Source organism: Pseudomonas sp. 6D_7.1_Bac1 (assembly GCF_025465945.1).
GTDB lineage: Bacteria > Pseudomonadota > Gammaproteobacteria > Pseudomonadales > Pseudomonadaceae > Aquipseudomonas.
Window position 1 is genome coordinate 30,757 of the sequence record NZ_JANLNW010000001.1, and the last position, 24,719, is coordinate 55,475.

General features: G+C 58.6%; 21 protein-coding genes and 2 pseudogenes. 11 read left to right on the forward strand and 12 right to left on the reverse strand.

The window, feature by feature from the left end; all coding sequences use genetic code 11:
- Positions 1-20: 20 nt before the first annotated feature.
- Entirely contained in the window at positions 21-4,826 is a 4,806-nt protein-coding gene (locus NTD87_RS00120) for a dermonecrotic toxin domain-containing protein (protein WP_262111035.1), read from the reverse strand.
- A 252-nt stretch (positions 4,827-5,078) separates the two neighbouring features.
- Here NTD87_RS00120 and NTD87_RS00125 point away from each other — a divergent pair, with 252 nt between their 5' ends.
- The gene (locus NTD87_RS00125) at positions 5,079-6,119 is read left to right on the forward strand and encodes an Ldh family oxidoreductase (protein ID WP_262111036.1); all 1,041 of its coding nucleotides are present in this window, start codon (positions 5,079-5,081) and stop codon (positions 6,117-6,119) included.
- Between the two features lie 233 nt (positions 6,120-6,352).
- Here the strand turns inward: NTD87_RS00125 and NTD87_RS00130 are convergent, their stop codons facing one another.
- Positions 6,353-6,670 (reverse strand): YqjD family protein, encoded by a 318-nt coding sequence (locus NTD87_RS00130; protein ID WP_262111037.1) that lies wholly within the window; start codon positions 6,668-6,670, stop codon positions 6,353-6,355.
- A 165-nt stretch (positions 6,671-6,835) separates the two neighbouring features.
- Here NTD87_RS00130 and NTD87_RS00135 point away from each other — a divergent pair, with 165 nt between their 5' ends.
- A complete protein-coding gene (locus NTD87_RS00135; RefSeq protein ID WP_262111038.1) occupies positions 6,836-7,087 on the forward strand; it encodes a hypothetical protein in 252 nt (83 codons plus the stop codon).
- A gap of 12 nt (positions 7,088-7,099) precedes the next feature.
- Here NTD87_RS00135 and NTD87_RS00140 read toward each other — a convergent pair whose 3' ends face one another.
- Entirely contained in the window at positions 7,100-8,014 is a 915-nt protein-coding gene (locus NTD87_RS00140; RefSeq protein ID WP_262111039.1) for a LysR family transcriptional regulator, read from the reverse strand.
- Between the two features lie 85 nt (positions 8,015-8,099).
- On the opposite strand from NTD87_RS00140, the gene NTD87_RS00145 reads away from it, so the two are divergent.
- The gene (locus tag NTD87_RS00145; RefSeq protein WP_262111040.1) at positions 8,100-9,020 is read left to right on the forward strand and encodes a carbon-nitrogen hydrolase family protein; all 921 of its coding nucleotides are present in this window, start codon (positions 8,100-8,102) and stop codon (positions 9,018-9,020) included.
- A 25-nt stretch (positions 9,021-9,045) separates the two neighbouring features.
- Here the strand turns inward: NTD87_RS00145 and NTD87_RS00150 are convergent, their stop codons facing one another.
- The 4 genes from NTD87_RS00150 to NTD87_RS00165 form a co-directional block, all read right to left on the reverse strand.
- A complete protein-coding gene (locus tag NTD87_RS00150; RefSeq protein ID WP_262111041.1) occupies positions 9,046-9,519 on the reverse strand; it encodes an LEA type 2 family protein in 474 nt (157 codons plus the stop codon).
- Positions 9,520-9,577: 58 nt separating this feature from the next.
- The gene (locus tag NTD87_RS00155) at positions 9,578-11,050 is read right to left on the reverse strand and encodes a nucleobase:cation symporter-2 family protein (protein WP_262111042.1); all 1,473 of its coding nucleotides are present in this window, start codon (positions 11,048-11,050) and stop codon (positions 9,578-9,580) included.
- A 328-nt stretch (positions 11,051-11,378) separates the two neighbouring features.
- The gene (locus NTD87_RS00160; RefSeq protein WP_262111043.1) at positions 11,379-11,744 is read right to left on the reverse strand and encodes a DUF6124 family protein; all 366 of its coding nucleotides are present in this window, start codon (positions 11,742-11,744) and stop codon (positions 11,379-11,381) included.
- A 521-nt stretch (positions 11,745-12,265) separates the two neighbouring features.
- Positions 12,266-13,171: a LysR family transcriptional regulator gene (locus NTD87_RS00165; protein ID WP_262111044.1), complete on the reverse strand. Its 906-nt coding sequence runs from the start codon at positions 13,169-13,171 to the stop codon at positions 12,266-12,268.
- Positions 13,172-13,272: 101 nt separating this feature from the next.
- Here NTD87_RS00165 and NTD87_RS00170 point away from each other — a divergent pair, with 101 nt between their 5' ends.
- The 4 genes from NTD87_RS00170 (at position 13,273) to NTD87_RS00185 (ending at position 16,620) form a co-directional block, all read left to right on the forward strand.
- Positions 13,273-14,364, forward strand: coding sequence for a polyamine ABC transporter substrate-binding protein (locus NTD87_RS00170; RefSeq protein WP_262111045.1), 1,092 nt, complete (start codon positions 13,273-13,275; stop codon positions 14,362-14,364).
- Between the two features lie 13 nt (positions 14,365-14,377).
- Positions 14,378-15,337: an agmatinase gene (gene speB / locus NTD87_RS00175; protein ID WP_262111046.1), complete on the forward strand. Its 960-nt coding sequence runs from the start codon at positions 14,378-14,380 to the stop codon at positions 15,335-15,337.
- 173 nt (positions 15,338-15,510) lie between these two features.
- On the forward strand, positions 15,511-16,227 hold the full coding sequence (locus tag NTD87_RS00180; protein ID WP_262111047.1) for a helix-turn-helix transcriptional regulator: 717 nt from the start codon (positions 15,511-15,513) through the stop codon (positions 16,225-16,227).
- A 51-nt stretch (positions 16,228-16,278) separates the two neighbouring features.
- Positions 16,279-16,620 (forward strand): nuclear transport factor 2 family protein, encoded by a 342-nt coding sequence (locus NTD87_RS00185; protein ID WP_262111048.1) that lies wholly within the window; start codon positions 16,279-16,281, stop codon positions 16,618-16,620.
- A 95-nt stretch (positions 16,621-16,715) separates the two neighbouring features.
- Here NTD87_RS00185 and NTD87_RS00190 read toward each other — a convergent pair.
- A pseudogene (locus NTD87_RS00190) lies at positions 16,716-17,807 on the reverse strand (GNAT family N-acetyltransferase/peptidase C39 family protein); the annotation flags it as partial.
- Positions 17,808-17,899: 92 nt separating this feature from the next.
- Between NTD87_RS00190 and NTD87_RS00195 the strand changes: the two are divergent.
- Together NTD87_RS00195 and NTD87_RS00200 are read left to right on the forward strand one after the other, a co-directional pair.
- Positions 17,900-19,486, forward strand: a complete 1,587-nt coding sequence (locus NTD87_RS00195; RefSeq protein ID WP_262111050.1) for a RimK family protein — start codon at positions 17,900-17,902, stop codon at positions 19,484-19,486.
- A gap of 125 nt (positions 19,487-19,611) precedes the next feature.
- Positions 19,612-21,240, forward strand: coding sequence for a mechanosensitive ion channel family protein (locus NTD87_RS00200; protein WP_262111051.1), 1,629 nt, complete (start codon positions 19,612-19,614; stop codon positions 21,238-21,240).
- Positions 21,241-21,245: 5 nt separating this feature from the next.
- Here the strand turns inward: NTD87_RS00200 and NTD87_RS00205 are convergent, their stop codons facing one another.
- Complete coding sequence (locus tag NTD87_RS00205; protein WP_262111052.1) at positions 21,246-21,581, reverse strand: DUF2834 domain-containing protein; 336 nt, start codon at positions 21,579-21,581, stop codon at positions 21,246-21,248.
- A 245-nt stretch (positions 21,582-21,826) separates the two neighbouring features.
- Between NTD87_RS00205 and ilvA the strand changes: the two are divergent.
- Positions 21,827-22,828 (forward strand): annotated as a pseudogene (gene ilvA, locus NTD87_RS00210) (threonine ammonia-lyase, biosynthetic); the annotation flags it as partial.
- A gap of 51 nt (positions 22,829-22,879) precedes the next feature.
- Here ilvA and eco read toward each other — a convergent pair.
- Positions 22,880-23,359 (reverse strand): serine protease inhibitor ecotin, encoded by a 480-nt coding sequence (eco, locus tag NTD87_RS00215; RefSeq protein WP_262111054.1) that lies wholly within the window; start codon positions 23,357-23,359, stop codon positions 22,880-22,882.
- A gap of 306 nt (positions 23,360-23,665) precedes the next feature.
- Between eco and NTD87_RS00220 the strand changes: the two genes are divergently transcribed.
- Positions 23,666-23,935, forward strand: coding sequence for a DUF1652 domain-containing protein (locus tag NTD87_RS00220; RefSeq protein WP_262111055.1), 270 nt, complete (start codon positions 23,666-23,668; stop codon positions 23,933-23,935).
- Here the strand turns inward: NTD87_RS00220 and NTD87_RS00225 are convergent.
- Both NTD87_RS00225 and NTD87_RS00230 read right to left on the reverse strand, forming a co-directional pair.
- A complete protein-coding gene (locus NTD87_RS00225; RefSeq protein ID WP_262111056.1) occupies positions 23,932-24,330 on the reverse strand; it encodes a hypothetical protein in 399 nt (132 codons plus the stop codon). The genes NTD87_RS00220 and NTD87_RS00225 overlap by 4 nt on opposite strands.
- Before the next feature lie 92 nt (positions 24,331-24,422).
- Positions 24,423-24,686 carry a DUF2790 domain-containing protein gene (locus NTD87_RS00230; protein WP_262111057.1) on the reverse strand — a complete coding sequence of 88 codons (264 nt, stop codon included), beginning with the start codon at positions 24,684-24,686 and terminating at the stop codon, positions 24,423-24,425.
- Positions 24,687-24,719: the final 33 nt, after the last annotated feature.

Sequence of the window (24,719 nt, forward strand, 5' to 3'; positions counted from 1 at the left end):
TTGAGGCTTGGTTCATGGGCCTAGGGCACCGGATCGAGCCGACGCCCCATTTCACAGACCAGCCGCGCAACAGAATCGGCATTGCGCAGGATGGTGTCGATCCGCCGCTCTGCTGAGGCCGGGTCAAGAAATACACTGCGTGCCTCGGCCATGCTGCCGGTGCCGGTGATGCTGTTTATCAGGTCACGCAGTTTTTTAGCTTCGGGAATGTCATCAAGGTCCTGCCAGACATTCAGCTCGCTATTCCAATAGGCGAACAATTCATCGATGGGGGTGTGTAGCGACAATGCCTCGCGCTGAAACTGCTCTTGAGCCAGTTTCAATAAGTTGTTTTGCATGGTGAATGTCGAGATCAGGTCGCTAAAGGGTCTTCTGGATTCCACGTATGCAATGTCAATGGTTCCGGAAAACAGGTGTGAAAACTCATGGATCAATGAAGCCGCTTGAGCATGGGCGACGACATCGAAAGGTTCTGTCAGCGCATGGTCATATTCACTCAGGCCTGGCTTGAAGAACAATTCTGTGAAATGCACAGTTTGTTGCTGATCTGCAGCGAGTACGAAGGCGATCACGGCATCCTCGGGATAGCGGCTTGAACCAACGATGAAACGCTGGTGATCGAGTCTGTCCAGAGTCGGGTCCACCAGCGCCTCGCACAACGGAACGATGGTGGCCTTGATCTTATTCAGAATGGCGCTATCGATCGTCGGCACGTTAAAGAACTCTTTGAGAAAACCATCCAGTCGTGTTCCCGATGTGGCCGCTCTCAATTGAGCCAAATTATGCAGACTGTTGAATGCGTAGAAACGCGCCATATCCAGCGCCTGTAGAATCATCCTGGCCTTTTCCGGGTAGAGCCGATGGATGGCCTCCATGCCCCGGGCCTCGACGTTGATGAACTTTCGCACTGAGTCGCGAGGCTGGTGTTTGTTGCGCAGCAGCGACATGGCTTTACCGAAATGAGCGGTATGCACTTCCGGATCCAGTACCCACTGTGTGCCACTGTTTAAAAGATCAGGACCCTGGCGTTGGTCATCGACGATGCGTGATGCCGCACCGGATTTTTCGATTCGATAAACCTTTCCATCGACAGGGGCGTATTTGTGGCTGGTCGTCGACTCAAGGTAAGCGCCGTCAGAAGCCTTTGCCCCCAGTTTTTTCAACTCGACACCTGTGGCCTCAAAGGGTTGCAGCAGGGTGCGTGAAGGTGAAGTGACATCGACCTTGGTCACGTCAGTGGCAACGAAAGGTGTTTCGACCACCGGTTCGCTGCGCACAACCGGCTCGGCAGTCGAGGCCGCGGGCTCACGAAGCAACTTACCCAGCGAGACCATTTGCGCAACGCCATTGATGAAGGTTCTGAGCGCCGTCTTCCAGTGATGGTCCTGAAGGGCTTCGGCCGACTGTTTGAAGGCTGTGTAGCTATCCCGGAGCATGAGGGGGATCGCCAGTTTGCCAGGCAAAAACTGGATACCGAATTTGATGCCTTTGGAGAACAATACTTTGAGCGTTTCCCAGTCGGACTCTGCGCTACGCTGAGACTGACTGCCGAGCAGGTGTGACAGCAGGTCTTTGTTATCGATGAATAGCAGGTGCAACAGGTTTCCATCGATAGGGTTGGACGCCAGCCGAATAGCTGTATTGCTGGTGCTTGCCAACACGTTTTCGTAGGTTGCCTTATGCGGATCCGGCAGGCGTCTGAGGACAAGATCCCGCAGTGGCCCCGCACGGTTGATCGAGCTCAGGACGGCGGCTTCATTTTCATATTCGGTGAGCCCCAGATGTTTGTCGTACGGCGCGTAAAGAATCTGCGGCCCTGTGGCGCTTTCTCCTATCAGGTAGAGCCCCAATGTTTTGACTGCCGCGGCGCCTTCGGTTGCGATCAGTTCCAAAGGACGAACGATGGCGTTGGCTCCGCTTACGGCTGCACGTGCCAGGGCGTCCGGCATGTCCAGAACTTGCTGAATCAAGCCGAAGCTGCGTTCGGAGAGCTTGCCCTGCAGTTTCAGCGTGTGGGCATGCAGCAGTAGCTGCCAAGGCAACTGCTTGATGAACCGTTGTTGTCGGGAGGCGACGTCTGTTGCGTCGCTCGCCAATTTCTCTGTCAGGAACTGGCGGTATGCCGTCTGGATATCCAGCTGCTGCAACAGCCTTTTGACTTCGTTGGCGTCCAGGCCTGCCGGGAGCGTCTGGGCGATTTTCGATGTAAGGGTGAAACCGGTGCTTTGCAACCCATGGGTAGGGTTCAGCGCGAAATCGGTCAATGTTTGCACAGCACCAGCGGACGTCGGATTGGGCGTCACCCTCAATTGGTCTGGATCGAGGCTGACTCCCGGGAATCGCCCTGTCATCAGTGTTTTCAGCTGTTCGCGGACGTAGTCTGTCAACGGCTTGATGCCATGCAGGTAGTCTTCGCTGTTCTCAACGCTGTGCCGATACTGCTCCAGTAGTTCTATATGGCGTTGCACGTCGCTGTCGGGTGCCGCCCCCAGCCAGACCGGTAGCGACTGTCGCGTGATGATTGCCTCGGCAATTTGCGTCGCACGCTTGAGGTTGAGTGGGGTGGGCGCGCGCTTGTGTTGCTCAACATCAGCCAGTACCGAGGCGGCGGGTAACTTTAGCGAGAGAGTGAGTTTCCTGGCGTCCAGATAATGCTCGATGGCGGATTGCTGGCGGTCCTGAAGCACATTGCTTTCAATCAGTCGAAAAGACTCGAGTGTGTAAGTCCGGTGCGGACGGTATTGCGTGCGGGGAAGATTCTCCAGGAGCGACAGTCGTTTATTGTTATCCAAAAGACGTCTATCCAATTCGACTTTGGCGCTGGCGATGGAACTGAAGGATTCGAGCCCACGCCCAGGCGTCCAGAGGATCGCCCGACCGGAGGTGGACGGGTCAAGTCCGCCACGTTCGGTCAGCAAAAAGCAGTTTGCCAGCGGTATCAGATTCGGCTCATTCGAGCACTCAAGCATCAATGACCAGGCATCTGGTCGAAACCCGTGCAGCTTGTCCCTTTGACTGCGAGTCGGTTTGTCCGGGTTGAGCACGGTATCGATGATCGCTTTTTCGTCTGCCCGCAGTGTCTTGGTGAGCACGCGAAGTGTTGCTTCACCCCGAATCCCGACCGACATTGCATGGGCCAGATCAGCCTTGATGGCCTCCAGAGAAGTGCGTTGTTGCTCAACGCTACCTGAAGGCAGTGCTGCTGTTTTCAAATCAAGGGACGATTGAGCGCTTTGAAATTTCTTAATCGACAGGGCGGCCTGTACCGCCAACACAATCGAAGGACTATTCGCAGCGCGTGCACGCCAGCGCTGCGTGGTGACCGTCTCCAGCAATTGGTTGTCGAGCAGGCCGCGAACATCCAGTGCCTGATCGAACAGGGCCTGAATATCAAAGGCGCCATCGCTGTTGCGACAGCTGTCCAGCGCATAAGTGATGTTGTCTTGCTGCTTGGTGATGATGTCATCGACCATGCCCTGAAAGACGGGACCGAGAATCGGCTCTCCCGACACATCAGGCTTATCGAAGCCCAGAAACACATCACGCTCTCGCAGGGTCAACAGGCTGTACAGTTCGTCCGCATACCCGGCGGCTGTGGCCATGGCGCGTAGGGTCGCTTTAAGGTCCGTGTCATTTTTCAGGACTTGCAAACCATTGGACTGGGTATACAGATACGCCGTGGAGCTGCTGTTGAGCATCAGTGTGCCGGCAAGCTCCACGAAATGGTTGCGGCGCTCCCAGAGACGAACTTTTTCAGGGCGCAGGCCGCTGGTATCGGTTGAGCTGGCAGCGCTATCGCGGTCGAGGAGTCCGGTTAATGCCTGGCTTTGCTCCGGGCTGATGATTGCGTCTTGACGCTTGAACAACAGATCCATTCGGGCCTTGTCGCTCATGGCTTGAGCAAAGAAGTTTCGACGGGAGACGCCTGCGCGAAAGTCTGCTGCCCAATACGCCTGAAGCAGGCTTGCCAGCTTTGGCGTCAAACCGGCAGCGATCTCTTTTACGGCTTTTTCCCACAGTTGCTGGTGTGTCGGATTATTGGTGGAAGAGGGTTGTTGAGGGTTGGAGAACTCCCGAACCTGTTCCGAAGGCCATGTCTGATGCAGGTAAAAACGCAATAGCGCATCACTCAAAGTTACAGAGTCAACCCTGCGGCGGGTGGTGGTCGTCTCCGACGTTCCAACGGCCGGGCTTTCAACAAAATAGCTGACACGGGTGGCGCTTTGATCCTGCCCGGGAAAAGTCTTGCTCAATACAGTGTTGAGTAACTGATTGAGCATTGTTGTCAGCGTTGGCAATTCACTCAGCTGTTGGAGCATGACCTCGATATTCTTGCGATGGCACTGTTTGACAAGACTGCTCTGGTCTTCGAACACCGGACCGTCGATCACTCGGCCTGTCAACCTGAATGGGGTGTCGATAGTCAATGAGTCGCGTTGGGAAATGGGCAGAAAGCTCAACAGATCCTTACGCGCTTCAGCATCTTTCAGTGTGTCGTCCAGCGCCTTCAATAGCGCCTGCTGGTCATCAAACTTCACCAGCCCGCCATAGGGTGTGTAGAGAATGGCCTGCGTGCCGTTGGGCACCGAGTGCATCATGAAGCTACCGGCAAGAGGTTCGGCGTCTGAACCGGCGACGTTCAGCAGGATGTTCTCAACAATCATCGGCGATGTTTGCGCCGAGCGCAGCGCGTGGGTTGCAAGTTCAACATTACGCAGCCAGGTCAGGTCCGCGAGTGTGAACCCCATGGCTCTGACGCGTGGGCTCAATGTTTTTGTGTCGCGTAGTGCTTCAGGAAAAAAAAGCGGTAAAGGTCGTTCGGTCATTGCTCTTGTCTCGCTTGAGGCGACGGTTGCGCGTCGCGGGAAGAAAGCGCAAGGCTAGGACCCTCGTCATATCGGAAGGTGGTAAATAGTTAGTGCATGAGCGGCACCTACGTATTTGATGATCAGGCCCGCGGGACGTCTCGGCAGCGTTGAACGACGAAGGTTGACAGAGGACTCGGGAAGCGGTGTTTAATCAGCTCGCTAGGTCTACGTACGCTGTTGCCCACTCCAATAATAAATCCGGAGCTTCAGATGTCTGTGCCACACGATCATGCTGTCAATGCAGTCACGCAACGTTTGTCGTATGAAGAATTGGTTGGCCTTCTGGAATCGATATTTTTAAGGCATGGCACCTCTATGGAAGTCGCCAGGGTACTGGCCGAAAACTGTGCCGGCGCCGAGCGCGATGGCGCCCACAGCCATGGGGTATTCCGGATGCCGGGTTACGTCTCGACGCTGAACAGCGGCTGGGTCAATGGCAAGGCGGTTCCGGTGGTCGAAGACGTGGCCTCGGGTTTTGTTCGGGTGGACGCAAGCAACGGCTTCGCCCAACCGGCGTTGGCCGCGGGCCGCACATTGTTGGTCGAGAAAGCCCGCAGCGCAGGGATCGCGGTCATGGCGATCCGCAACTCCCATCATTTCGCTGCACTTTGGCCGGATGTCGAGCCCTTTGCCTATGAAGGCCTGGTGGCGCTGAGCGTGGTCAACAGCATGACCTGCGTGGTGCCGCACGGTGCCGATCGCCCCTTGTTTGGCACTAACCCGATTGCCTTCGCTGCTCCACGTGCGGGTGCCGAGCCGATAGTGTTTGACCTCGCCACCAGCGCCATTGCCCATGGTGATGTACAGATCGCGGCGCGCAAGGGTGAGCGTCTGCCACCCGGCATGGGCGTGGACAGCCTTGGCCAGCCAACACAGGACCCGAAAGCCATTCTGGAGGGCGGCGCATTACTGCCATTCGGCGGGCACAAGGGTTCGGCATTGTCGATGATGGTCGAGCTGCTGGCGGCGGCGTTGACCGGCGGCAACTTCTCGTTCGAGTTCGACTGGTCCAATCATCCCGGGGCGAAAACCCCGTGGACGGGTCAGTTACTGATCGTGATCGACCCGAGCAAAGCCGCCGGGCAGAGTTTCGCTGAACGCAGTCAGGAACTGGTCAGGCAAATGCATGCTGTAGGGCTGCGGCGTTTGCCGGGAGACCGACGTCATCGCGAGCGGGCCAAGTCGCTGGCTGAAGGCATAGCGCTGGATGCGCAGACCCTGGCGCAATTGCAGGAACTGGCGGGTAACTGATGTGAAAAGGTAAGTTAAGCCAGTAAGCAATCCGTAGCAGCTGGCGTAGCCTGCGTTCGGCCGCAGAGCGGTCGTAAAATCTGGCCATGCGGTCTTTCAGATTAATCGTGCATGCAGGATTTACGAGTGCTACGCACTCGAACGCAGCCTTCGGCAGCTGCTACGGGTTATGCGTTCCCCCGGAAGCTCTTAACTGGCTGGCATTAAGTCATGGGCTTGCCTTCGTTGGTTCTTCACCGACGCCCCAGCAACAACCCCACCACCAGACCAAAACCGGCCGAGATCGCTATGGTTTGCCAAGGATGACCGCCGATGTAGGTTTCGGTCGCGTCGACCACCGGCCGGGTGCGTTCACGTACGCTGGACACGGAATCGCGTGCCTGCCGCAGTTTTAGCGCGACTTGTCCGCGCAGGTTTTCAGCCTCTTCGCCGACCAGTGAAGCGCTGCTTTTGAGCAGTTTTTCCGATTCTTCGATCAGCGCGTGAAGCTCGCTGAAGACTTGATCCTTGATTTGCTCGTCGTTTGCTTGCACCGGGGTTTTTCGGGCCATCGGGTGACTCCTTGCAGGTCAATGGGCAGTGAACAATGGAGTGTAGGCGTCGCGGAAAAGTTGCAGTCTTTTTACCCTGAAACTCAACGCCAGTGGTAAATCCGCCTCCGGAGATTTCCGCCTACAGTGTAAGATGTCGCCTATTTTATGCCGCAGGTAACTCCCATGAGCTTCAATCTGGCCGACAAGCCCCTTGCCGAGCGCGCTGCGCTTGAAGATGAAAAGTCCCGTCTGTTCGACCTCTGGCAGAGCAACCTGGGTAAATCCAAAGGTGAAGCGGCACGGTTGTTCGGCGAGCGCTCCAAGCGCAAAGGTAAATGGTCTGAATGGGTGCGTTCCGAGCTGGACGCCATGTCGCCGCCGGAATACGCGAACATGGTCCGCAGCGAAGTCAATCGCCTGATGGCTGCCAAGTAACCTTCAGCTCATTCAGGGTGTCTTGAAACTGGCGACGATCGCTTCGCGCACCTTCAGTAGCAGCGGGTCGAGTTGGCTGTTGGTCCGCCAGCCCAGCTCGATTGGATAGCGCGGCAGGCTCAGCGGGCAGGGCAGCAGTGCCAGCCCGCTGAGTGCGGCGATGCTCTGCGCGGCATGGGCCGGGATGGTCGCCACGGCATGGCTGCCCTTGAGCAAGAACGGCAGCGCGGCAAAATGCGTGGTTGACGCGCACACTCGCCGACTCAGCCCCAGGCCAGCCAAACCCTCATCGGTAATCCCGATAAACCCTCCAGACGACACCAGAATGTGCTCGCGGGCGACAAACTCGTCGAGGCTGATTTCCTGTTGCCCATCGTCCAGGCTGTCGGGGTCGACCAGACACTGATAGCCGCCTTCACCCAGCACCTGACGGCTGAGCAAGCGTTCGGTAAAACCACCGGCAGTGATTGCCAGGTCAAGGCTACGCTCCATCAAGGCGTTGGCAGCGATCTGACTGTGAGTCTGACGAAAGATCAGCCGCAGCTTCGGCGCTCGTTGCGCGATCTCTTCGATCAATCGCCGACCATAGGCAATCTCGAAATCATCCGACAAGCCCACGATCACTGAGCGGCCTTCGTACTGGTTGGCGGTCGGGTCGACCATTGCCAGACTTTGTCGACACTTGTTCAGTGCATCGCTTACCACCGGTTTCAATTGATTGGCGCGCAACGTCGGCGCCAAGCCACGGCCGGTGCGCACGAACAATTGATCAGCGTAAACATCGCGCAAACGGCGCAATGCCGCACTCACGGCAGACTGCGTGATGCCCAGGCGCAGGGCAGCGCGGCTGGCGCTGGACTCGTCGTGCAGGGCTTCAAAGACTTTGAGCAAGTTGAGGTCAATGTCGGCGATATTCATTTGGCTCATATCATTCAGCAGTGAATGGGGCTTTATTCATGATCGGCGGTGGCCGGAGAATGAGCAATACCTCAATGCTCAGGGAGATACCGCGATGCCAAAATCCATCGTTGCTGCGTTGCAAATCGGTTCGTTGCCAGGTGGCAAGGGCGAGACCCTGGAACAGATTCTGTCGTATGAACAGGCGATCATCGAGTCCGGCGCCGGGCTGGTGGTCATGCCCGAGGCTCTGCTCGGCGGATACCCCAAGGGCGAAGGCTTCGGCACGCAGTTGGGGTACCGATTGCCGGAAGGTCGTGAGGCGTTTGCGCGCTATTTCGCCAATGCCATTGATGTGCCGGGCGCTGAAACCGAAGCCTTGGCGGGATTGTCTGCGCGTACCGGTGCGAATCTGGTACTGGGCGTGATCGAGCGTTCAGGCAGCACCTTGTACTGCACCGCGTTGTACTTCGAACCGCAAACCGGCTTGGTGGCCAAGCACCGCAAACTGATGCCCACCGGCACCGAGCGGTTGATCTGGGGCAAGGGCGACGGCTCGACGCTGCCCGTGATCGACAGCCAGGTCGGGCGCATTGGCGCCGCCGTGTGCTGGGAAAACATGATGCCGCTGCTGCGCACGGCGATGTACGCCAAGGGAGTGGAAGTCTGGTGCGCGCCAACGGTCGACGAGCGCGAAATGTGGCAGGTCAGCATGCGCCACATTGCCCATGAAGGGCGTTGCTTCGTGGTCAGCGCCTGTCAGGTCCAGCAATCACCGCAAGCCTTGGGACTGGAGATTGCCAACTGGCCGGCCGAGCGCCCATTGATTGCCGGTGGCAGTGTGATCATCGGCCCGATGGGCGACGTGCTGGCCGGGCCGCTATTAGGTGGCGCGGGATTGCTCACGGCCGAAATCGACACCGATGAACTGGTGCGTGCGCGCTACGACTACGACGTGGTCGGGCACTATGCGCGCCCGGACGTGTTCGAGTTGACCGTGGATGAACGGGCCAAGCCGGGTGTTCGGTTTATCTGAGGCGTTGCGAGTCTTTGTCGGTGAATCACCAGGTGCCTGCAGTCGAGCCCGGTAGGTTGAGTGTGCCTTTGTCGACAAAGCGCAGGGTGCCTGACAGGCCGTTAGACAGCTTGCCGCGTAACACGTAAGGCAGGTTGTCGAGGGATTGCGTCTGGCTCAGGCCGAGGGTTTGGCGCAGCACGGAAAACGCCGAAATGCTTACCGGCACGGTAATGATTGCTTCGGAGAAACGCGGGATCGATCCCGTTTGATCGCTCACGCCAGAGGCCAGGGGCTGGCCATTGACCTCCAGACTCAGGGCCACGCCGTTGTAGTCGATGGGGGTTTCGTTGGGGTTTTGCAGGCGCAGCTTCACCGCAAAACGCACTTCCAGGTCCTGGTTTTGCAACGGTTCGATGCCGACCACGTTGACATTCAGCGGATCGCGATTGGGAAACAGGGCGCAGGCGCTCAAGCTGAGCAACAGCAGGGAAAGGCTTAAAGCGAGGAATCTGCGCATGAACGAGCTCTCGAAAAGATAAGGGTCGAAGCGCTGGCGGCTCGACCCTCGAGCGGCGTTAGCGGTTCACCTGTGCGACCACGGCAGGCTTGAGTGGTTCGCCGTGAGGTGTGACATCCGGGTTCTCCATGACCGTGAGGATCGAAGCTTCCGGATCGAAATCGTCCTCTTCAAGCGCCATGAATTCTTCGGGCAGGAAGATATTCAGCACGATAGCGCACAACGCACCGACGGTGATCGGCGACTCGAAGATGTTGTGCAACGCCTTGGGCAACTCACGCAGTACTTCCGGTACGGCGGCGACACCCAGGCCCATACCCAGCGAAATCGCCACGATCAGCATGTTGCGCCGATGCAGGCCGGCCTCGGCAAGAATCTTGATCCCGGCCACCGCCACGGTGCCGAACATCACCAGCTCAGCGCCACCCAATACCGGTTTGGGCATCAGTTGCAGCACGGCGCCAATCATCGGGAATAGCCCCAGCAATACCAGCAGCCCGGCGATAAAGAACGCGACATAACGACTGGCCACGCCGGTCAGCTGGATCACCCCGTTATTCTGCGCGAAGGTCACCATTGGCATGCTGTTGAAGACCGCCGCCATCGCCGAATTCAGGCCGTCAGCGAGCAAGCCGGACTTGATCCGCCGAATGTAGATCGGGCCTTTGACCGGTTGTTGGGAAATCATCGAGTTGGCGGTCAGGTCGCCGGCTGCTTCGAGCGGTGAGACCAGGAAAATCACCGCCACCGGAACGAACGCCACCCAGTCGAAGTTGAAGCCGTACTTGAACGGCACCGGGACGCTCATCAGCGGCACGGCGGTCATGTTGGCGAAATCGACGTCGCCCATCAGCCACGCGACGACGTAGCCGAGGGTCAGGCCGATGACGATGGCACCGAGGCGCAAGAAGGGTACGTCGACCCGGTTGAGCACCACGATGGTGCCCAGCACCAGTGCGGCCAAGGCCAGGTGACTCGCGGCGCCCAGATCCGGCGCGCCAAAACCGCCGGCGATGTCGGTCATGGCGACTTTGACCAACGACAAGCCCATCAGGGTGATGATGGTGCCGGTCACCACCGGGGTGATCAGCATCCGCAACTTACCGATGAACTGGCTCAGCACCACTTCGATGAACGCGGCAAAGAAGCACACGCCGAAAATCGTCGAGAGGATTTCATCGGTGCCGCCGCCACGGGCCTTGACCATGAAGCCGGCGCTGAGAATCACGCTGATGAACGAGAAACTGGTGCCTTGCAGGCACAGCAAGCCGGAGCCGATCGGGCCGAAACGTCGTGCCTGAACGAAAGTGCCCAGGCCGGAAACGAACAGCGCCATGCTGATCAGGTACGGAATTTCACTTTGCAGACCCAGGGCGCTGCCCATGATCAGGGTCGGTGTGATGATCCCGACGAAGCTCGCCAGCACGTGTTGCAGGGCGGCAAAGACGGTCGCGGTGAAGTGCGGGCGGTCGTAGAGACCGTAGATCAGGTCGGAACGAAGCGTAGTTTTCGAGTGGTCAGATGAGGTCACGGGGAGGGTGCCAATAAGGCCAGGTCAGAAAATGGAGGCGCAGGATGCCAGCCACGGGCATCGAGGGCAACGCACGGAAACGACAAACCCGCCAGCCTGGTGAAAAGGTGGCGGGTTTTGTGTTGTTCGGGGTCTATCGATCAGTTAATCCGCTACACACTCCGTAGCAGCTGCCGAGCCCGCGAGGCTGCGTTCGGCTGCGCAGCAGTCGTAAAATCAGGCATTGCGTTCTTTCAGGTGAACCGCGTATGCAGGATTGGCGAGGACTGCGTCCTCGAACGCAGCCTCGCGGGCTCGGCAGCTGCTACGGGAGCTGCGTTCTTATCCGTTATTCCGGTGGATCGAGGTGATCCAGTGCGCGATTAACGGCCAATTCGGCCAGGGAAATCATCTGCTGAATCGCCAGCGCGGTATTGCGTTTGGGGCCTTCGAGGTCGAACGCCAGATCGCTGGCCATGACATTGGCCGAAGCAAGGGTCTCGCAGACGTGGGCCAGCAGGGTTTCGTTGTCGACGTCGGGGGCGATGACGAAAATGCAGCCGGGGCGACGGTCGGCCAGCAATGCTTTGGTCTCAGGCAGTACCAGGTAATGATCGAGCGCACGGTGCGCGGCGGCGTGGAGTTCTTTTGAATCGAGGGAGGCGTAGGGGGAAACCGGGTCGGTTTCGGGGGGATTCGGTGTGGCTTTGAACATGGTGAAACTCCTTACTTAAAAGTGGAGTCGCAACCTATTGCTACCAAACGATAGGGTGACGACTGAACGCAGGTTGGTAGACCGGGTAAGGAAACCGGCGCACCCGAAGGCGCCCTGCGCACAGCCGCCATAACAAACAGCAGACGAAAAAAAGCGTCACTGAATGGAAGTGTCGGAGCTGTGCGCCTTACCCGGGCTACCAAACCCGATCGCTGATAATCAGCGACACGGAAACGATAGAGGCGAGGACCCAAGCGCACAAGCCGGCGGATTCTGGCGCAGGTGTAGGGCGCGACGCAAGGCGTTGTAGCCCGCGACGGAGGTTGCGTGGGCAAGCATAAACGCCCGTAGCAGCTGCCGAGCCCGCGAGGCTGCGTTCGAGGACGAAGTCCTCGTAAATCCTGTGCATGCGGTTTGCCTGAAAGAACGTGTTGCTTGATTTTACGACCGCTTCGCGGCCGAGCGCAGCCTCGCGGGCTCGACAGCTGCTACGGGTACGAGGTACGGGGTCGGGTTTGGCGCTACTGCACCGAAAGTGCAAACGCCGCCAGCAAATCCTCTTCAAACGCCAACTGTGCATCCCCCGGCACCTGAGCACGGTGCCGGGCCAGGTGGAAGGTCACGTCAAAACTCAGCTCCGGTTGGCCAACAGCCTTGAGCAAGCCTTTGTCTTCCCACGAACGGGCGAAATGCTCGGGCAGGTAGCCGACGTGTTTGCCGGAAAGTATGAAGGCGAGGGTGCCTTCGACCTGTTCCGAGCGCGCCGAGCTGAGTTTGCTGTGCAGCGGCTCGTCACTGCGCAGGAAGCGGTAGGGGTGATCGACCCGGTCGGTGTTGCGCAACGCTTCTTCATTCGGGGCGTTGTTGGTGAATAAGGGATGTCCGACAGCGCAATACAGATGCTGGGTTTCGGCGAAAATCGGGCGATAGTCGAAGGCGCTTTGCACCTGAGAGAAGTAACCAATCGCCAGGTCCAGCCGTTGCTGCAACAGCAACCGTTCCATTTCCGCAGGCATGGCGCTGATCAGCTCGATGCGCACCGATTCATCCCGTTCACGAAAGCGTCGAATCGCTTCGGCCACCTGTTGCAGCACGGACTGTTCGAGGGCTTCGGACAGTCCCACACGCACCTCGCCAATCAGCCTCCCGGCGACGCCGTTGGATTGATGGCGGAAGGCTTCGATGGATTCGAACAACCCACGGGTCGCCAGCAGCAACTGTTCGCCCTTGGGCGTCAGCTTGAAGCCACCTTTGCCACGGCTGCACAGCCGATAGCCGAGGCGGGTTTCCAGCTTGGCCATTTGCTGGCTGATGCTCGACTGGCTCAGGCCCAACTCGCCTTGGGCGGCGCTGAAGCCGCCGCATTCGACGACGCTGACGAACAGGCGCAGCAGGTGCAGGTCCAGATCGTGCAGTTGACCTAGCATCAAACATTACTCATGGTTAAAGTCAGGATAATAAACTTAATATTTTACCAATGTATCAGTGCGCGCAAGCTGCAACGACTCCAATCCTGCAGGTAGTCGTCATGAGTACGTTTTTCAGGTTGTGTTGTCCGGCACTGGTTTTTGCCGTCGCTTTGTCGGCTCAGGCCGAAGACAAGGTGGTCAATCTCTACAGTTGGGCCGATTACGTGGCACCCGAAACCCTGCAGCGATTCGAGCAGGAAACCGGCATCCATGTGCGCTACGACACCTTTGATACAGCAGAGGTGCTGGAAACCAAGCTGCTTACCGGTGGCAGCGGTTATGACGTGGTGGTGCCGTCTTCCAGTGTGTTGGCCCGTGGGCTGGCAGCCGGGGCACTCAGAGAAATTCCTCATGAGGGGCTCAAGGGTTATGCCAACCTTGATCCGGACCTGTTGCAGAAACTCGCGGCGGTCGATCCGGGCAACCGCTACGGCGTGCCTTACACCTGGGGCACGCTGGGTCTGGGTATGAATGTCGAAGCGGTACAAAAGCGTTTGCCGGGAGTGCCACTCAACAGCCTCGATCTGCTGTTCAAACCTGAATATGCCAGCAAGCTGAAGGATTGCGGCATCGCGATTCTCGATTCACCTCAGGAAGTCATCGGCCTGGCGCTGCATTACCTCGGTAAAGATCCCTACACCGCCGACAAGCACGATCTGGCGGCTGCCGAAGCCTTGTTGCATCAATTGCAGCCTTCAGTGTTATACGTGGCCACGGGCCGACAGATCACTGATCTGGCCAATGGCGATGTATGTCTGGCGTTGACCTACAACGGCGACGCCAGTATGGCCGCAGATCAGGCCCGCAAGGCCAATAAAACCTTCGAGGTCGCTTACCGAATTCCCACGCAAGGCACGCTGGTCTGGCAGGACAACCTGGCGATTCCCAAGGACGCGCCACACCCGGAAGCCGCACGGGCCTTCATCGAGTTCATGCTGCGCCCCGAATCCGTCGCGTCGCTGACCAACACGCTGTTTTTCGCTACCGCCAACCAGGCCGCCACGCCCCTGGTTGATACGGCGGTGCGCAATGACCCGGACATCTTTCCACCCGATGACGTGCGCGGCCGGCTGTACGCCGACCAGAGCATGAGCCTCAAGGACATGCGTCAGCGCACCCGCCTGTGGGCCACTTTCCGTAGCCGCGAATAATAAGGATTGCTTCATGGATATCTCTGAACAGAACGACCAGGCCATCACCCGCGACAGTCTTTACGGGACCGCCGCCGAAAGCACCTACGCCGGCATCACCAGTTTCATGCGCCGCCGTTACACCCGCGACTTGCGCGGTGTGGATGTGGTGGTCAGTGGTGTGCCGTTCGATACCGCCACCAGTAACCGTCCCGGCGCACGCTTCGGGCCACGCGGGATTCGCGCTGCGTCGACTGGCATTGCCTGGGAACGTCACTGGCCGTGGACGTTTGACCCGTTCGACCATCTGGCAGTGATTGACTATGGCGATTGCGCCTTCGACTCCGGTACGCCGGCGTCGGTACCGGACAGCATCGAAGCCCACGCCGAGAAAATTCTCACGGCTGGCTGCGCGATGTTGACCTTCGGCGGCGACCATTTCATCAGCTACCCGTTGCTCAAGGCCCACGCCCGCAAACATGGCGCCTTGTCGCTGATTCATTTCGACGCCCACAGCGACACCTGGCCGGACGAAGAGGGCAAGCGCATCGACCACGGCACGATGTTCTGGCACGCGGCCAAGGAAGGTTTGGTCGATCCATCGCGTTCGGTGCAGATCGGGTTGCGTACCACCAACAACGATCACCAGGGCTTTGAAGTGCTGGACGCCCGGCAGGTGCATCGGCGCGGCTGTGACGCGATCATCGAAGCGATTCGCGCCCGGGTCGGCGATAACCCGGTGTACCTGACCTTCGACATCGACTGCCTGGACCCGGCCTTCGCACCGGGCACCGGCACCCCGGTGTGCGGTGGCTTGAGCACGGTGCAAGCGCTGGAGATTCTCGGCGGGCTGCGCGGGATCAACGTGGTGGGTATGGATGTGGTGGAAGTCGCACCGGCTTATGACAGCGCGGAAATCACTTCACTGGCGGCAGCGACGTTGGCGATGGAGATGCTGTGCTTGTACGCAGCCAGGCATAAGGTCGATCGTTAACCTTGTGGGAGCGAGCCTGCTCGCGATAGCGGTGTGACAGTAAACATTGCTGCCGAATGTAAAACCGTCATCGCGAGCAGGCTCGCTCCCACAGGGGGCTTTTTGCTGCTGACAGTTTCTGACAGCACCCTCTGCTAAGCTGCGTCGACTTACATTCCACAGAGCAACTGATCGTGTCGCGTACCAGTCGTTTGTTGACCTTGTTGCAGGTGCTGCGCGGTAAAAGTCGTCCGGTGACGGCGGCGACACTGGCCAGCGAACTGGAGATATCCGAGCGCACGCTGTACCGCGATATCGCCGAACTGACGGCCCTCGGCGCACCGATCTTTGGCGAAGCGGGCATCGGTTATGTATTGCGCAGCGGTTTGTTTCTGCCACCGCTGATGCTCAATGCCGATGAGACCGAAGCGGTGGTGCTGGGTTTGCGCTATGTCGATCAGCGTGGCGATGAGGTGTTGAGCAAAGCCGCCGCCGATGCCTTGGCGAAGATTGCCGCCGTGTTGGCCCCCGATGCCCAGGAGGCCTTGCGCAACCCGACGGTCTTGCCAGGGCCGCCGGGTTACGGCTATCCGCAAAACGCCGTGGAATTGAACGTATTTCGTCAGGCCATTCGTGCGCAGGCCAAGTTACATATCGATTACGCCGACGTGAACAAAACCCCCAGCCAGCGGCTGATCTGGCCGTTGGCGCTGGGTTTTCTCAATGAAGCGCGCGTGATCGTCGCCTGGTGCGAGTTGCGCGAGGCTTTTCGAACCTTTCGTACCGACCGGATTGCCGCCGCCCGAGAGCTGGGTGAACGCTATCCGGGGCGTCGCAGTGACCTGTTGCGGGCCTGGCGCAAGGCGATGCAACTGGATGAAGCGGGGCGTTTCACTCCTGACAAGAATTGACACAGCACTGCTTTAAAATGGCTCCAGAATCAACCAACAAGGAGCCGTACCATGTCGAACCCAGCCGTTTCACTCGCACCTGCCATTGCCGCCTATATCGCTGCCGCCAATGCCCGTGACAGTTCGGCGGTCGCCAGTTTTTTCGCCGAGGACGCCAATGTTTTCGATGAAGGCGCCCATCAGGTCGGCACCCACGCCATTGCGCAATGGATGGAAGACACCGCGCGCCGCTACCAGCCTCGGGTCGAGGTGCTGGATGTACAGCAACGCACTGGCAAAGTACTGGTCAGCAACCTGATTTCCGGCACGTTCCCCGGTAGCCCGCTGGCGTTGCGCTATGTGTTCCGCCTGAACGAGCAAGGCAAAATAGCCCGGTTGGATATTTCGCTCTAACCCATCACCCCTTTGGGAGCAGGCTGACCAGCGGTGGCGTCCATGAGATCGCTATCGCCGGTGAGTCGGGCTTCCTGCAGGGTTTGCGTTAACCCTCGGTCATACACCACCACCGCCGCCCGCAGCTTGCCGCGCCCAAAACTGCACATTTTGTCGAATTCGCCATGGCTGACCGGCAGGTGCTGGCAGTCCATCGGCTGTCGGTGCTGGCTGTGGTCAATGTCCGGGTCGTGCAGGTAGACGAATTCTTCGTCGCAATCGGTGATGATCACCCAGTGCGGCGCCTTGGAGCGGGTCAGGCGGTAGCTGCTGATCAACACCAGCGGTTGCCCACCATCGGCCAGCAACCGAGGCAGGTCCAGCAAGCCGCCCGGCACTTGCTCGACGTCGCTCTGTTTCAGCTGAGTTTCGAACTCATCGTGCACCAGGCGCATCACGTCTTTCTTATGCTCATCGCGTACACCGTCGAGAAACAACGCCCCCGCCATGCTCACCTGCAACCGCACGCGAAAACCTCGCCGCCAGGCTGCCAGTGCCAAGCCCTGTGGGCTGCAACCGCCATGGCCAGAGGTCATGAACACGGTGGTCGCTTCCCGCCAGAGCTGTACTTCTTCGCGACGCTCCATGACGCGAGCCGGCTGCAACGCACTCATGGCCATCAACAGGCACGCCGGACCGCAGGTGAAGTCGGTGGTCTGCGCGTAGTAGGGCACGCTGATGCTGCGGCCATCGCGGTGTTCGAGGATGCGTTTTTCCAGGCGCAAGGCATCGGCGTGATCCTCGTAGTAGTCGTGAATCAGTGCAAAACGCCGGTAGCCGTTACGCTCATACAGCGCAATCGCTGCCGGGTTGTCGGTACGGACCTCCAGTCGCAGATAGGCGCAGTCATGTTCCAGCGCACAGGCCTCGATTCGCTCCAGCAACTGTTTGCCCAGGCCGGTGCCGCGAGCCTGAACCGCGATGGCAATCGAATACAGCCGCGCCAGCGAGGTGCCTCGGTGAAACAGCACCAGGGCGTAGCCGAGCAATTGATCCGCGCGCTCGGCGACGATCAACTGCCCGTGGGCACGGTTGATCATCCACTGGAAACTACGGCTGTTGAGCCGGTCGGTGGTGAAACATTGCTGCTCAAGTTCCAGGAGTGCTGTCAGGTCATCCAGTACTGCAAGGCGAAAGACAAGATTCATATGACCGCCGTAAAAGTTGCGTAACGAAACGGGACTTTCGAAAAAGTTCGTGCTTAATAAGAAGTGTCATGTTCTCCAACGGATCAATCACTATGTCAGCGCTACAAGGTCATTGGCGTGAAGTATCGGAGCAAAGATTGCCGACAGCAATAACCCAAGCCACTTATTTATCAGAGGCTTCGAGAACTTCCAGTCAGCTGATTATTATTGTCGAGCGCAAGGAAGACTGGGCGTCTTATTTCCCCAGTGAAGACATCGTCAGTGCCCAGGAATACCTTGAGCAAACCCGAGGCAGCGAGCAGGGCAAGCGGGTTCAGGTGATCAACCTGTGCCGCAGCTACAAGTACCTGGGGCATGGCTACTACTGCTCTTTGCTGGCCGAAGCCCGTGGACACAAAGTGATTCCTTCGGTGCGAACCATCAGTGAGCTGACGCGCAAGTCCCTGTACGGGCTGGCCCTGGATGATCTGGATAAAACCCTGGACAAGGCGCTGAATCATCATCTTTACAGCGACACTGAAGGGTTTACCCTGACGCTGTATTTCGGCAAGACGAATATCGAGCCGTTGCAGGATTTGGCGCGTCAATTGTTTGAAGTGTTTCCGTGTCCGATATTGCTGGTGGAGTTTCGTCGAAGTAACGGCTGGCACATCGAAGGGGTGAAGTCCGGCGCGTTACATAAGTTGCGAGAAGATCAGGAAGATCACTTTGCCAACTCCCTGGACAGTTTCAGTCGCAAGATCTGGCGTATGCCGCGTTCACGACGCCTGGCCCGTTATGACCTGGCAATCCTCCACGATCCGCAGGAAGCGCTGCCACCATCCAACGCCAAGGCTTTGGAAAGTTTCGTCCGAGTGGGCAAAGGTTTGGGCATCGACGTCGAGTTGATTGAGCGTAAGGACTACGCCCGTATCGCCGAATACGACGGGTTGCTGATCCGCGAGACGACCAGTGTCGATAACCATACCTACCGTTTTGCCAAGAAAGCCGAAAGCGAAGGGCTGGTGGTGATGGACGACCCGGCGTCGATTCTGCGCTGCACCAACAAGGTCTACCTGACCGACTTGCTCAACAGTCACCAACTGGGCATGCCGGCCACCGAAATTCTCTACAAGGAGCGACCGGAAGATTTCGAACGGGTGGGTGAGCGCCTGGGCTTTCCATTGGTACTGAAAATTCCCGACGGTTGTTTCTCTCGCGGGGTGATCAAGGTCGAAAGCCAGCAAGCCTTGCTCGAAGCCACTGCCGAGTTGTTCGAGCATTCGGTATTGCTGTTGGCTCAAGAGTTCTTCTACACCGAGTACGACTGGCGCATTGGCGTACTCAACCGCAAACCGATCTTCGCCTGCCAGTACTTCATGTCCAAGGGCCATTGGCAGATCTACAACCACAAGGCCAAGGGTCAGGACATCAACGGCGAGTGCCGCACGATGGCGGTTCATGAGGCCCCGAAGGCCGTGGTGGACCTTGCAGTGAAAACCGCCAACCTCATCGGCGACGGCCTGTACGGCGTCGATCTCAAGCAGTCCGGCGACAAAGTGGTGGTGATCGAGGTCAACGACAACCCCAACATCGACGCCGGTATCGAAGACGCCTACTTGCACGACGATCTGTATTCGCTGGTGCTCGAAGAGTTTGTCCGCCGGCTCGAACTCAAACGTCGCGGACAGGCCTGGTGACCCGATGCGACAGCCGACAACCTCCCTAAGCTGAACTACGCTCCCCAGCAGAAGTGCGGTGCAATCCGCACATGGACTGATGCGCAGCACAGGCAGTCGTCAGGAGTCCTGACGGGGGGATAGAAATGCGAAGTAGGGCGCGTGAATGGCTGGTGATTGGGGGCAGTCTGTTGTGGTCGATGCTGATCTGGGCGGCAGACCCGCTGCCATCGGATGCGCCCGCACCCGCTGCGCAGACCCCCGTCGAGCTCAAAGTCGCCAACCGCAGCATCATGGTGTTTCGTGCGTCGCTGCTTGGCGAAACACCGGAGTTCCGTGTCAAACGGGCCAAAGCGGTGATCACTGAGGCGCTCGATAGCACGGACGATCTCAGTGTCAGCATCGATCCGATCCAGAGCAGTTACCTGGTGTTGTTGGGCTCCAAACGTGCCTTTATCGTCACGCCCAAGGATGTCGATGAGCTGGAATATGGCTCGGTCCAGCAGGCCGCCGAAGGCGCCGCGAACAAACTGCACCAAGTGGTCGGGGAAACCCAGGAAGCGCGTAGCGTACGCTTCATCGTTCAGGCCCTGATCGGTTGCGCAGTGGCCACGGCGCTGTACCTTGGTTTGCTGTGGGGGATTTATTTCATTCGGCGCAAAATGCTCAAGGCTCTGCCCGAGATCATGACGCGGCATCCCCATGCACTGAAGGTCGGCGAAACAGAAGTGGTCGACGTCCACTATTTTTACCCGTTGATCCGTCGTCTGTTGTGGATGCTGCGTTGGGTGTTGGTGCTGCTGCTCAGCTACGAATGGCTGGGCTTTGTGCTGTCGCGTTTTCCCTATACCCGTCCGTGGGGCGAGAGCCTCAACAGTTACCTGCTTAATGTTACCGGCTATCTGTTCGAAGGGATCATCGGCGCCATTCCCGGGCTCGGCATTGCCCTGGCGATTTTCTTCATCGCCCGCGGTGGCGTCAGTTTCAGTCAGCGGCTGCTCAAACGCATGGCTGCTCCCGGCACCCTCAGCTGGCTCAATCACGAGACGTTGCAGCCGACCACACGCCTGACCTCGCTGGCAATCTGGCTGTTTGCGTTGGCCATGGCCTATCCCTACCTGCCGGGTGCGGGCACGGATGCGTTCAAAGGGCTTTCGGTGTTGATCGGTTTGATGATCTCGCTGGGGGCGTCGAGTGTGGTTGGGCAAGCGGCGGCCGGGTTGATCCTGACGTACACGCGGACACTGCGACCGGGTGAGTTCGTACGCATTGGCGAGCATGAAGGCACGGTGACTGAGCTGGGCATGTTCACCACGCGGATTCGCACCGGGCTGGGTGAAGTGCTGACGATCCCCAATTCGATGATTACCAGCACCGTGACCAAGAATTACTCACGCGCGGTGCAAGGTGCGGGTTATGTCGTCGACACCACCGTCACCATCGGCTACGACACGCCGTGGCGGCAGGTCGAAGGGTTGCTGCTGGAGGCGGCCAAGCGCACGCCGGGGATTCTCGAAATACCACCGGCGCAGGTGTTCCAGATCGCACTCAGCGACTTCTACCCCGAATACCGTCTGGTGGCCCAGGCCATTCCGACCCAGGCCCGGCCGCGAGCAGAGCTGTTGACCATGCTCCACGCCAACATTCAGGATGTGTTCAACGAGTACGGCGTGCAGATCATGTCGCCACACTATATGTTCGACCCCCTTCAGGCCAAGCGGGTACCCAAGGAACAGTGGTTCGCCGCACCGGCGCAACATCGCAATGACACCTGACTGGGTCAGGCTTCCTGATGGGAGACGGGACTGGTTTTACTGGTGCGAAGCCCACGCACCACCAGGTACAGCAGTGGCCCGACAGATACGAATACTGCGGTGATCAGCAGGTACGGAAGCACTGATAACGCTGACTGGCCACGGCTACGGGCGTCCCTGTACATCCAGACGCCAGCCAGGGTGGCCAGCAGATAAAGGTCGATCACCACTTGGGCAGTGTCGGGGCGGGACATCAGGCTGATGCCGAAATCGATCAGCGACTGCTCGGCCTGAAACATCACCGAAGCGGTATAGCCGGTGAAGGCGAGCAGGGCGATTAACGGGAGTGCGACAGACTTCATGTGTTCCTTCCTTGGGTCGATGAACGATTTTCGAAGACTATCGCATTCGACAGAAAATGGTCATTGACTTGCCTTTCGCACGCGGCTAATTTCGAGCCATGACTACGACCGTATCGCGCCGCCAGCCAAGCATTATTATCGCCATTCCTTATTTGGCGGGCTAGCTGACGACTGCACCCAACCCGCCCTGGAGGCGGGTTTTCATTTTCTGTCTCCGGGGTTGTGAACCCAGCAAGGAGACGTTGATGGACACCGACACTGCAACCGCCAAGCAGGCTCTGCTTGAGCACTACGTGAAAAAAATCCTCGCTGCACCGGTTTATGAACTGGCAGTGCGCACGCCCTTGCAAGCGGCTCCGGCGCTGTCCGAGGTGTTGGGCAATCAGATCTTGCTCAAGCGCGAAGACCTGCAACCGACCTTTTCCTTCAAGATTCGCGGCGCCTACAACAAGCTCGCCCAGTTGAGTGACGCACAGAAGGCCCGTGGCGTTATCACGGCCTCTGCCGGTAATCACGCCCAAGGCGTGGCACTGGCGGCGCGGGAGTTGGGGATCGAGGCGAGCATCGTCATGCCCACGTCAACGCCGGAGCTGAAGGTCATCGGTGTGCGTAGTCGTGGGGCGGATGCGCTGTTGCATGGCGAGAGCTTTCCGTTCGCTCTGGAATACGCGCTGAGCCTGGCCCGGCAAACCGGTCGTACCTTCGTTTCGCCGTTCGACGACCCGGACGTGATTGCCGGGCAAGGTACGGTGGCCATGGAAATCCTGCGTCAGCACCAAGGCTCATTGGACGCGATCTTCGTCCCGGTGGGCGGCGGTGGGTTGATCGCCGGTATTGCCGCGTACGTCAAATACCTGCGGCCGGAGATCCGTATCGTCGGCGTCGAGTCGGAACATTCCGCGTGCCTGCAAGCCGCGATGCTGGCGGGCGAGCGTGTGGTTCTGCCGAGCGTGGGCACCTTTGCCGATGGCGTAGCGGTCGCGCAGATCGGCGCTTACGGGTTTGAGATCTGTCGCGATCACGTCGATGAAGTGCTGACGGTCAGCAACGACGAGCTCTGCGCGGCGATCAAGAACATCTATGACGACACCCGCTCGATCACCGAGCCATCCGGCGCGTTGGCCGTGGCCGGGATCAAGAAGTACGTGGCGCAAACCGGTGTCCGGGGACAGACCCTGGTGGCGATCGACTCAGGGGCCAACATCAATTTTGATAGCTTGCGCCATGTGGCCGAGCGCGCCGCATTGAGCGGCGCCCCGGTGTAAGCTGCTGGAGGTATTGTTACCGGAAAGGCCGGCTTACTCCTGAGCGGTTTTCTCGACTTTGTCCGATGCCGACCAGATCCGGTAGCGCACTTCGATATCTTTAGGAACGTAGAGCACAATCGGCAGCTTGCTGTTGTAGCGCAGCAGGAAACCATCGCCGACGACCGGCACGAAGTCTTGTTTACTCTGGCCACCCGGGCACGCCATCAGGGTGCTCATCGGGCCGATGACTTTCTCCAGCCGATAAAACGGATAACCCCAGCCTTCGAGGTTCTTCTCCTCCAGTACACCGCCCAGGCGCTGGTGATTGCAGTCTACGGTCAGGGTCTTGCCGGCGAGGATCTCGACCTGGTAGTTGTCTTCCCGGGTTTGCGGCGCCAGGTGAATCACCTGGCGGGTAAAGCCGCTTTCAGCCTTGGGGTAGGGGGCCACGTCTTCGAGTTTCGCAGCACTGGCGAGGGTGGACAGACCGGACAGCAGCACCGCCGCCGCGGTGAGGGTAGTTGAGCGCATGACGCCTCCTTGCTCTGGGTTGAGTCAGTGAACGCGAGCATTCTTACTGTGCTGGCCGTTCAATGTAAACCATGACGGCGAAGCAGGAAAATCACAGGATCCTTTGCGGCGATCCGTGCGTTTTGCATGAGACCATTGGGCGGCTCGTTGCACAAACTGATGATTTGCCGACGATCCGTCGTGCGAGTTTCCGGGCATGCTTTATGCTTTATTCAGCTCAGGAAAAACCGCGAGATAAGGACTGGCACAACCGACTGCGGTTAACCCGACAATTGATCGGCGGTCTCATAATAAGGGAGGGTTGTCATGTTTCTGTCTGCCTTGGAACTTCGCAATATCATTGAAAGCAGTTTTTTACCTAAACGTTGCCAATGCACCTTGGCGCCGGACCAGTCGATGACCGTCAAAGTCTACGGTGACCACCAGACGGACCAGTTGGATCTGGTGGTGACCGGTATCGATGCGGCCGCTCTTAACAGCTGTCGTGAAATCCACGAACTGATCGCCGAGTTGCGCCACGATCTGGAACACAAGCCCGTCAGCCACCTGACCGAGTTAAAAGCCCGTACGCATTAATCCACGGTTTCTGTGAGTTCAGCGGGTGCACGTTGGGTCTGGAGAAATGCCAGACCCAGCGCGATCTCCACCGCCACCGCCAGCAAGATGCCGGGGCCGGCATGGCCGTTAAGCCATTCGCCGACACCCAGCGCTGCGAGGCCGAAAACCCCCACCATCAAACCGCTGCTCAGTGCACCGCGCGAAGCGGACGGTGGCGTGTTTCGCGCCAGGTAAAACATCACCCCCAACGCCACAAACAACACCGCGCTGCGTCTGGCTACCAAACCTGTTGCTCCTGAGTACCCGACACTCCAGATCGACAGCATCACTTCAGGCATCAAGCCCCAGACCAGCGCCAGAACAAAACACAAACCAGCAGTAAAGGTAGACAGTGTGCGGAACGACAACTGCATGGCGGATCCTTGCGGCAGGAGGGTGGAGGCCAAAGCATAACCTTTGGCCTCGCTTACGCCCACCGTCAATGACTGCTGCGCACAGCGAACACTCAGCTGTTGTACTTACAGGCATCTGACAGCTTGAGGTAGCTGATGTCCTGTTGTTTACCCGCGCTGTCGATAAACTTCATTTCTGCCGTCACCACCACGCAGTCGTGCGTCGCGGGTTCGGTCATCGAAGTCACTTGCTTGATGTCCAGCGGCATTCCGTAGTGATAGGGCACAGGCTGAGTCGACGCAGTGTCGGCAAGCGCCAACCCGGCAAACCCGGTGCAGGCGAGGGCAGAGGCCACCAGCAAAATACGCATGTTCATAATAAATCTCCGATGCAGACTAAAAGTCAGCGC

Coding starts and splice junctions, on each gene's coding strand:
- NTD87_RS00165 (WP_262111044.1), bottom strand. CDS start 13,171: ATGCTAGGTCAACTGCACGATCTGGACCTGCACCTGCTGCGCCTGTTC.
- NTD87_RS00225 (WP_262111056.1), bottom strand. CDS start 24,330: ATGCAGTTGTCGTTCCGCACACTGTCTACCTTTACTGCTGGTTTGTGT.
- NTD87_RS00185 (WP_262111048.1), top strand. CDS start 16,279: ATGTCGAACCCAGCCGTTTCACTCGCACCTGCCATTGCCGCCTATATC.
- NTD87_RS00145 (WP_262111040.1), top strand. CDS start 8,100: ATGCCAAAATCCATCGTTGCTGCGTTGCAAATCGGTTCGTTGCCAGGT.
- NTD87_RS00140 (WP_262111039.1), bottom strand. CDS start 8,014: ATGAGCCAAATGAATATCGCCGACATTGACCTCAACTTGCTCAAAGTC.
- NTD87_RS00120 (WP_262111035.1), bottom strand. CDS start 4,826: ATGACCGAACGACCTTTACCGCTTTTTTTTCCTGAAGCACTACGCGAC.
- NTD87_RS00135 (WP_262111038.1), top strand. CDS start 6,836: ATGAGCTTCAATCTGGCCGACAAGCCCCTTGCCGAGCGCGCTGCGCTT.
- NTD87_RS00205 (WP_262111052.1), bottom strand. CDS start 21,581: ATGAAGTCTGTCGCACTCCCGTTAATCGCCCTGCTCGCCTTCACCGGC.
- NTD87_RS00220 (WP_262111055.1), top strand. CDS start 23,666: ATGTTTCTGTCTGCCTTGGAACTTCGCAATATCATTGAAAGCAGTTTT.
- NTD87_RS00160 (WP_262111043.1), bottom strand. CDS start 11,744: ATGTTCAAAGCCACACCGAATCCCCCCGAAACCGACCCGGTTTCCCCC.
- speB (WP_262111046.1), top strand. CDS start 14,378: ATGGATATCTCTGAACAGAACGACCAGGCCATCACCCGCGACAGTCTT.
- NTD87_RS00195 (WP_262111050.1), top strand. CDS start 17,900: ATGTCAGCGCTACAAGGTCATTGGCGTGAAGTATCGGAGCAAAGATTG.
- NTD87_RS00130 (WP_262111037.1), bottom strand. CDS start 6,670: ATGGCCCGAAAAACCCCGGTGCAAGCAAACGACGAGCAAATCAAGGAT.
- eco (WP_262111054.1), bottom strand. CDS start 23,359: ATGCGCTCAACTACCCTCACCGCGGCGGCGGTGCTGCTGTCCGGTCTG.
- NTD87_RS00150 (WP_262111041.1), bottom strand. CDS start 9,519: ATGCGCAGATTCCTCGCTTTAAGCCTTTCCCTGCTGTTGCTCAGCTTG.
- NTD87_RS00230 (WP_262111057.1), bottom strand. CDS start 24,686: ATGAACATGCGTATTTTGCTGGTGGCCTCTGCCCTCGCCTGCACCGGG.
- NTD87_RS00170 (WP_262111045.1), top strand. CDS start 13,273: ATGAGTACGTTTTTCAGGTTGTGTTGTCCGGCACTGGTTTTTGCCGTC.
- NTD87_RS00200 (WP_262111051.1), top strand. CDS start 19,612: ATGCGAAGTAGGGCGCGTGAATGGCTGGTGATTGGGGGCAGTCTGTTG.
- NTD87_RS00125 (WP_262111036.1), top strand. CDS start 5,079: ATGTCTGTGCCACACGATCATGCTGTCAATGCAGTCACGCAACGTTTG.